The 7,869-nt window shown below is 68.5% G+C and carries 7 protein-coding genes; 1 reads left to right on the forward strand and 6 read right to left on the reverse strand.

Annotated features, from left to right (window positions below; all coding sequences use genetic code 11):
- Nucleotides 1–65: 65 nt before the first annotated feature.
- Entirely contained in the window at nt 66–947 is an 882-nt protein-coding gene (locus FrCorBMG51_RS24045) for an alpha/beta fold hydrolase (protein ID WP_235433858.1), read from the reverse strand.
- A gap of 437 nt (nt 948–1,384) precedes the next feature.
- Nucleotides 1,385–2,296 carry a phytanoyl-CoA dioxygenase family protein gene (locus FrCorBMG51_RS24050; RefSeq protein ID WP_235433859.1) on the reverse strand — a complete coding sequence of 304 codons (912 nt, stop codon included), beginning with the start codon at nt 2,294–2,296 and terminating at the stop codon, nt 1,385–1,387.
- 746 nt (nt 2,297–3,042) lie between these two features.
- Between FrCorBMG51_RS24050 and FrCorBMG51_RS24055 the strand changes: the two genes are divergently transcribed.
- Nucleotides 3,043–4,191, forward strand: coding sequence for an acyl-CoA dehydrogenase family protein (locus FrCorBMG51_RS24055; protein WP_047225286.1), 1,149 nt, complete (start codon nt 3,043–3,045; stop codon nt 4,189–4,191).
- A 68-nt stretch (nt 4,192–4,259) separates the two neighbouring features.
- On the opposite strand, the gene FrCorBMG51_RS24060 is transcribed toward FrCorBMG51_RS24055, so the two are convergent.
- The 4 genes from FrCorBMG51_RS24060 to FrCorBMG51_RS24070 form a co-directional block, all read right to left on the reverse strand.
- Nucleotides 4,260–4,922, reverse strand: coding sequence for a TetR/AcrR family transcriptional regulator (locus tag FrCorBMG51_RS24060; RefSeq protein ID WP_047225287.1), 663 nt, complete (start codon nt 4,920–4,922; stop codon nt 4,260–4,262).
- Nucleotides 4,923–5,331: 409 nt separating this feature from the next.
- A complete protein-coding gene (locus FrCorBMG51_RS32235) occupies nt 5,332–5,643 on the reverse strand; it encodes a hypothetical protein (RefSeq protein WP_162233285.1) in 312 nt (103 codons plus the stop codon).
- Between the two features lie 619 nt (nt 5,644–6,262).
- Nucleotides 6,263–7,282, reverse strand: a complete 1,020-nt coding sequence (locus tag FrCorBMG51_RS32240) for a serine/threonine-protein kinase (RefSeq protein ID WP_476742249.1) — start codon at nt 7,280–7,282, stop codon at nt 6,263–6,265.
- A gap of 328 nt (nt 7,283–7,610) precedes the next feature.
- Nucleotides 7,611–7,799 (reverse strand): hypothetical protein, encoded by a 189-nt coding sequence (locus tag FrCorBMG51_RS24070; protein WP_047225288.1) that lies wholly within the window; start codon nt 7,797–7,799, stop codon nt 7,611–7,613.
- Between the last annotated feature and the right edge of the window lie 70 nt (nt 7,800–7,869).

Genomic DNA, 7,869 nt, shown 5'->3' on the forward strand with positions numbered 1-7,869 from the left:
CACCGCGCGGTGCTCATGGCACGCCGCGGAGCCGGGCGATCAGCTGATGAATGCCGGTGGACCCGTCACAACGACGGCGGGGCCGTGTCGAGACCGAGACGTTGACGGGGACGGACACGCCGGTCGAAAAAGTCGCGGACCGCCTGGTCGAAAAACGAGTTGTCGTCACCTGTGACCATGTGATGGGCTCCGGCCACGTCGACATATTCGGCGTGGGGAACCAGCTCAAGGAAACGACGGGCATCGTCGACGCTCAGTACGTCCGACTGGCCACCACGCACGAGCAGGGTCGGGATCCGCAGCGAGGCGGCCGCCTCCGCGAGCCCGGACGTGATTACGTGCTCGCGCTGGGACAGCTGGCTGCTGGTATCACGCAGAAAAGCGGGATCCCAGTGCCAGAACCACCGGCCGTCGACCCGACGGAGGTTCTTGCGCAGGCCGCTGATGTTGCGCGGTCGGGGCCGGTGCGGAAGATAGGCCGCGACGGCGTCGGCGACTTCGTCCAGAGAACTGTAGCCCTCCGGCCTGGCTGTCATGAACTCGCGGATGCGATTCGTACCGGCGGCCTGCAGGAACGGTGAGACGTCGACAAGGACGACACCAGCCGCAAGATTGGGATGCTGCCTGAGAGCCGCCAGCGAGGCAATGCCACCGAGGGATGCCCCGATGAGCACGGGCACCCGCCCCGTCCACCGCACGGCCGCCACGACATCGGCAGCGAACCGGCTGAGGGGGTAGATCCCGTCGGGGGACCAGCCGCTGTCGCCATGCCCACGTAGATCGATGGTGAGCGCATACCAGCCGTCACGGGCGAGCATGCGGGCGGTCGTGCCCCAGGAATGGCGGGTCTGGCCGCCGCCGTGCAGGAGCAGCACCGGGGCGGCGGCCGGGTTGCCGTAGGCGTCACCGACCAACTCGATCCCGTCAGCGGGAATGCGTACTGTCACCGGAATATCGGTGTCGGTGGCAGCCCCGGCACGATCTGGCGCGTCTCCCGCGGACGAAATCGATTGTGGGTCGTTCTGCACGCCGCATCTCCTATCCGCTCCTATCCGCGCACGTCGGTCCGTGCTGACGTCATCAGGATACTGTTCAGCACCTCCGTGACCAGCGGGTGAGGCGGGCTCCGATATGCGTCGATATGCGGGGAACGGCCTTCTCGGGATTTTTCCGTACACCCGGCAGAACCACCGCTCCATGCCGAGTCGTCTCCACTCCGAATCCGTCGCCGGTGGTTGTTCCGACGTTCGGGCCGGGCCGGCGAAAACATCGTTGTTCGCCGCGGTCGCGACAGCCGGTTCGACACCCGCGCCACATCGGCGGGACGGGCCGCATACGCGCCGCTCCCCGCATCGGCTCGGGCCGNGAGGAGGAGGCGGAATTCTCAGTTCCCGTCGTCGCCCGACCAGGGGATCGTCCAACGGTGGTCGATGGCGTCGTCACGACGGGCGAAGCGCAGATCGGTGGACAGCCGCATCACATCCCCTGTGACGTCCAGGGACGCGTGGATGAGGTGCGAGTTGTGCAGGGTGATGTCGCCAGCCCTGCTGACGGCGTGCATCCATCGCAGGCCCAGCTGGCTGGAGACCCAGAAGAGATCGTGACTGATCGGCCGGGGATCGTCCGGACGGTCCGTCACCTCACGCAGGGGTGCCAGTTTCTCATGGCCGAGACGGTGCGACCCCTCCAGGTAGACCATGCCGCCGGTCTCGACCGAGCAGTCACCCAGCGGTATCCACATCGTCACCAGATGGTCGGAACCCGCGTCGAGGTAGTCGAAGTCGACGTGGGCGCGGGTCGCGGTGGGCGACCCACGGTGGAAATGCCGGACGATACGCCGCGGCAGCAGAAGCGCGGGGGCCTCCAGCAGCGTCTCGGCCAGGCGCAGCAGTCTCGGATTCTCTATGAACCGGGTGAAAGCCGCCGAACGGGCGAAGCTGTGGGCCGGATGACCCGGCCAGCCGTGCGGTGGAAGGTCCGGCGGCAGTTGCCCGGAGAAAACACCGTGGACCGGCTCGGTCCCGGGCCTCAGGTAGACCGGGTCGAACCGGGAGAAGTAGTCGGCCCGTAACGCGCGGACCTCGTCCGGATCGAGCGCGCCGCGCAGGTGCAGGTAGCCGTCCTCGTGGAACCGGCGTCGGAGCGCGGCCGGATCGGACAGCAGCGGGGCGCTGTCGCGCAGCAACGTGAAACGGTCGCCGTCAAATGGGATCGACAGTCCGTTGGAAGTCAGTTGTTTCGCGGCGGCCGGCGTCTGCCGCAACCTGTCGCACACACCGCGGACAACCGGATCCAACGGCGCGAAATTCCGGCCACCTGCCTGGTTGATATAATTCACCTCAGAGATATCTGACGAATCCGGCGAAGCACCGGTGACAATGGCGAGTTCCCCCACGCCTGATCCTGACCTTTCTCACGGTGACGAGCACGACAGCGAACCCCATGATTTTAGGGGATGTGGCGCGGAACAACGCCCGAATTGGGGAATCTGGACGAAACCGACCTGCAACCGCAGGTCAGCGGTGGTGGGTGTTATGCCATGACGGCACCAGCATCATCTGCACAGCAAGAACATCGGATCGGTACCGCCGACGCCGGCACTCCTGATTCATCCACCGAACGATCACCAGCTGGACGCCCACTTTGATGATCGGCTCCGACGGCTCCCACGGGATCTCAGCGTCGAGAGGACCGCACCGGAGCTGGTATTTCTCGCTCGACGTTCTACGGCTACGTCGGCGGCAGGCGCGGCCCGCCCAGTTCGATGGCGGCCGACGCCGTCAGTGTCCGACCCGGCCCCGACACCTCCTGAGATGATCAGAAAAGTTGACCTGGCCGTACCGCCGCCTGGCTTCCCTGGCCGGCCCGGCCTGGTCACACCGGCGGGCCTGGCGCGGCCGCCCAGGGCCTCATGGACGCTCCACGCCTCCCGACACGCGTTTCGAGCGGCCGTGGCAACCGAACCCACCTGCCGAAAAGGAATGAAGCAGTACCCTGGTACGACTTCGAGTATCGACTCTCCGAGTCGTCAAGGAGGTCCGGATGCCCGCGGAACGTCTACTTCCCTCGGACGAGGCGCGTGAGCTGGTCGAACTCGCCAGCACGATCGCGGAGAAGGAGCTCGAGCCGCGGGTGGTGGAGTGGGAAGAAGCCGGCCGGTTCCCTCGTGACGCGTTCACGGTCCTGGGCCGGGCCGGGCTGCTCAGCCTGCCCTACCCCGAGGAGGTCGGTGGCGGCGGCCAGCCGTTCGAGGTGTACCTGCAGGTCCTGGAGGAGATCGCCTACCGGTGGGCGGCGGTCGCCGTCGGCGTCAGCGTGCACGCACTGTCCTGCTACCCGCTGGCCATCGCCGGCAGCCCGGCGCAACGTGAGACCCTGCTCCCGCGACTGCTGGGCGGCGACCTGCTCGGCGCCTACTGCCTGTCCGAGACGCACGCCGGCTCGGACCCGAGCGCGATGCGCACCCGCGCGACCGCCACCACGGACGGCGGTTTCCTGCTGGCCGGAACCAAGGCGTGGGTCACCCACGGCGGGGCGGCGGACTTCTACACCGTCTTCGCCCGCACCTCCGACGACCGCTCCAGCGGCATCTCCTGCTTCGTCGCCGACGCCACGAGCGACGGCCTGACCGCCCAGCCACCGGAGAGGAAGATGGGGCTGCGGGGCTCCCCCACCGCCATCGTGAACTTCTCCGACGTCCGGCTGCCCGCCGACCGGCTGGTCGGACAGCCCGGGCAGGGGCTGTCGATCGCCCTGTCCGCACTGGACTCCGGCCGCCTCGGGATCGCCGCCACCGCCGTCGGCCTGGCCCAACGCGCCCTCGACGACGCGGTCGCCTACGCCCGGCAGCGCACGAGCTTCGACAAACCGATCATCGAACATCAGGGGCTCGGTTTCCTGCTCGCCGACATGGCCGCCGCCGTGGAGTCGGCACGCGCCACCACGCTCGCCGCCGCCCGCCGCCGCGACGCCGGGCTACCGTTCTCCCGTCAGGCCAGCATCGCCAAACTGGTCGCCACCGACGCCGCCATGAAAGTCACCGAGGACGCCGTCCAGGTGTTCGGCGGTGCCGGCTACACCCACGACTATCCGGTCGAACGGTACATGCGCGAAGCCAAGGTCATGCAGATCTTCGAAGGCACCAACCAGATCCAGCGGCTGGTCATCAGCCGGCACCTCGCCCGCTCCTGACCCGCTCCTGACCCGCCTTGCCCCTGCCCGGCGCACGTGCCCCGGCGGGCCGCCATCCCTCCGCACCGTCAGCCGGACAGACCGTTGGCCGTTTGGCCAGGCCGTCCGGCGGCATCCGTACCCGTATCCTGAACGATCCCGTGCAGCAGCAGTTTCGCCAGCTCAGCGTAGGCGTCGGCATCGGAAAGGCCCGTGACAACCGCGACCTCACCCTGCTGAATCGCAACCATGGCAAGAGTCGCCACGTGCCCGACAAAGGACGCGTGCACATCGCGGAAGGCCCCGTCGGCCACCCCTTCGGCGACGAGCGTACGGATCCGCGCCGCCGCGATCCGCGTGTTGAGCTCGTAGACGTCACGGGCCGGCGGGAAGGCCGCGAGATCCCGCCGGAAGGCCTCGGACGCGGGTTTCAGCTCCTCCGCCACGGCCGCGAGATAGGTACCGACCCGCGCACCAGGATCCGTGACCCCGGTCACCCGCCGCTCCACCTCGGCCGCGGCGGTACGGAAGAAGTGGACGACGACCGCGACGGCAAGCTGCTCCTTGCTGTGCGCCAGCGCATAGAGACTCGACTTCGAGCAACGCAGCCGCGCGGCAAGATCAGCAAGTGTGAAGTGTGCGAACCCCTCACGCAGGAAAATCTCGACGAGCCGGTCGAACAGGTCGGACTGCCGAGACGTACGGCGACTGCCGGAACTCGGCCACGGATGGCCGTCAAGGGACACGGTCATGACCAGTACAACGTTACCGGCCCAGCGGACACGGCGGCCCGACGCGGCAACACAGGGCACAGGGCACAGGGCACAGGGAGATCGTGGCCGCCCGGCATGCCGCCTCCAGCGGCGGGCCGGGGTGTCAGGAGCCCCCTCGTCCGCCGGCTCCGCCCCGAGGCCGTAACTCGGTTGGCCGTCCCGGATCGGGCGGGCAGCCCCCGCCATCCGCCGGACACACGGAGCAACGATCAATTGACCATCAACAGCCGCGCCGGCGACAACGTCCGCTGGTGGACAGCAGGCAAGATCGACGTATGGCTGTTGTTGTGTACGTCAACCGGGCCGAAAAACGTACCGAACGACAAACTCGTCCGAATCATGTTCCGTGCGGAAGGCCGCGGACGTCGTCCGCGGCCTTCCGGCACTCTTAACGCTGGAAGTCTATTCGCTTCAGGCGGTTCGGGTAGATGCTGAAACGGCCCAGGTCGTTGGTGCCGAAGAAATCGCAGCCGGTTCCGATGCCACCCCGCGCCGTCTGGCCGGTGAGCAGGGTGACGACCAGGTCGGCCTTGCCGTTCGGGGTGAACTGCTCGTCCGAGCGCAGCACCTCTATGCTTTTCATTTTCTCGAACGGGATGTCCTGTCCGCTGGACAGTGTGATGCCGTGCCCCACGGAAATGCAGTAGGACAGTGTTTCGGCCCGTACCGAGGTGGCCACGCCGTCCGTCGCGGTCAGCACCGCGTTCGTCTCGGACCACGGCTTCACCCCGGAGGCCGCTGACGCACCGGTGCCCCCGGCGGCTCCGGAGGCGGCACCGCCCGAAGCCGGCGAGGCTGACGAAACCGATGAAACATCTGAATCCGACGAACTCAACGAACCTGATGAGGCTGATGAGACGGTCGGGCTGGGCCAAACGGCTACCGTTCCTCCGGACGCCGACGAGGTTTCGTCGCTATCGGTGAGGGTGGTGAGGGAAACAACCGCGGCGATGGCGGCTGCAAGCAGGAGAGCGGTGGCGAACGCCCACCACAGCCGACGTCGAGGTCCACGGCCCCGGCCGCCGTCACCGGGCGCGGCCGGCGACTGGAGAGGCAGCGTGCCCGGCCAGGGCGGCTGTGCCTGGTGCGGCCAGGGCGGCTGTGCGCCATGGCCCGTGCCACTACCCGTGCCCGTATCGGTGCCACGGTCGGCTCCCAGGCTCGGCTCATGGCCACGGTCCTGGTAGGAGGGTGGTTCCTGCTTGTTGAAGGCATCAGCCTTGTTGAAGGCGTCGGCCTTGCCGAAGGCATCAGCCGGCGGCGGTGGCGCGGGCCTGAAGGCATCGGCCGGCGATGCCGCCGCAGCGGGTCTGAAGGCATCAGCCGGCGGAGGTGGCGCTGAGGGCCTGAAAGCGTCGGCCGGTGGCGGTGGTGCCGTGGGTACGTACCTGGCCGTCGGCGGCACCCGTTCGCCGGGCGCCGGAACGTGGCCGGCGGCCTGACGGACGTCGTCGTCGAGGCGCAGCCGGATGCTGGAGCGGGCGGTCCAGTCCGGGCCGTAGGCGTCGGCGGCGGCATGGGCCAGCTCGAGGGCGAAGGCGTGGGCGGAGGGCTGACGGTCGGCCGGGTCCTTGGCCAGGGCGCGCAGGACCACATCCGCGACCGGGGCGGGCGTCCCCGNTCCCCGCCGGCGGCGCGGGGACGAGGTCGAGGTGCTGCTGCCACAGTGCGCGCACCGGCAGCTTCGGGTCGAACGGCGCCACGCCGGCCAGTAGCTGGTAGAGCACGATCCCCAGCGCGTACAGGTCGGTGGCCGGCCCCAGCCGACCGCCGGTGATCTGTTCGGGGGCCATGTAGGCGGGGGTGCCCACGAGCGCGCTGGCGGTGGCCGCCGTCCCTTCGACGATCTTCGCGATCCCGAAGTCGGTGACCTTCAGCAGGCCCGTGGTGTCGAAGAGCATGTTGTCGGCCTTGATGTCGCGGTGCAGCATCCCCTGGCCGTGCGCGCAGGACAACGCCGCAGCCACGGCCAGCCCGACCGCGCAGGCGTCCTCGGGCGGCAGGCCCACCCGGCGGCGGGTCAGCGTCCCCCCGCCCAGCAGCTCCATGATGATCAGATGCAGGTCCACGGTCTCGACGTAGTCGTAGACCCGGACCACGTGCGGATGGTCGATACCGGCGAGCAGCCGCGCCTCGGCGGCGAAATCGGTGCCCGCGCCCTCCTGGGCCGCGGCCAGCACCTTGATGGCCACGGGCCTGTCCAGCCGGCGGTGCCGGCCCGCGATCACCAGCCCGAACGCGCCGGTACCGAGTTGGTCTCCCAGCTCGTAGGCTGGCAGCGCGGCACCTATCCGCGTACGGTCAACGATCACAGCTCGGCGTCCACCCCCGGACGGCACCAACTACCGCCCACCATCACGAAAACGTCCATATCCTCCGCACAAGCTGCTGCGATTCTAGCCGCACAACGTCGCATGGAGGCGGAAGGTCGCTGGCCCGACAGATCGGGAAACACGCACCGTCGAATCCGTTCGCCCCTCCCGCTTGACCCGTCCGGCTCGCTTGAGCGGATCGACGAACGCGTTCAACGCACCGTTGGCTCCCTGTTCGTCGGAGGTGACGCATGGATCGGGCAGGTGCTGGGACGCAAGGGCACGAGAACTGGCTCAGCGAGCCAGCTCTCCGCCACTCGCTGTCGCCTATCCGATGTTCGGTCGGGTGGGTGGTTCAGCGTCCGGCCGAGGTTTCCGCCAGCTCGGAGACGTACGGCCGGCCCTCCCGCCAGGCCGCCACCTGATCAGGACGGCCGTAGGTCCTCATGTAGTCCTCGACCACGTTCTCGGCGAGTTCACCCAGCACCACCGGTTCGAAGTCGGTGCCGTCCGCGCCGACGAACGCCGGCAACGGCTCGAGCACGGTGTCGAGACTCGGATGGTAGAAGATCCCGATGGACCGCCGGGTACCGTGGGGACTGTTTCAAGATCGG

The organism is Protofrankia coriariae, from assembly GCF_001017755.1.
GTDB classification, from domain to species: Bacteria; Actinomycetota; Actinomycetes; order Frankiales; family Frankiaceae; genus Protofrankia; species Protofrankia coriariae.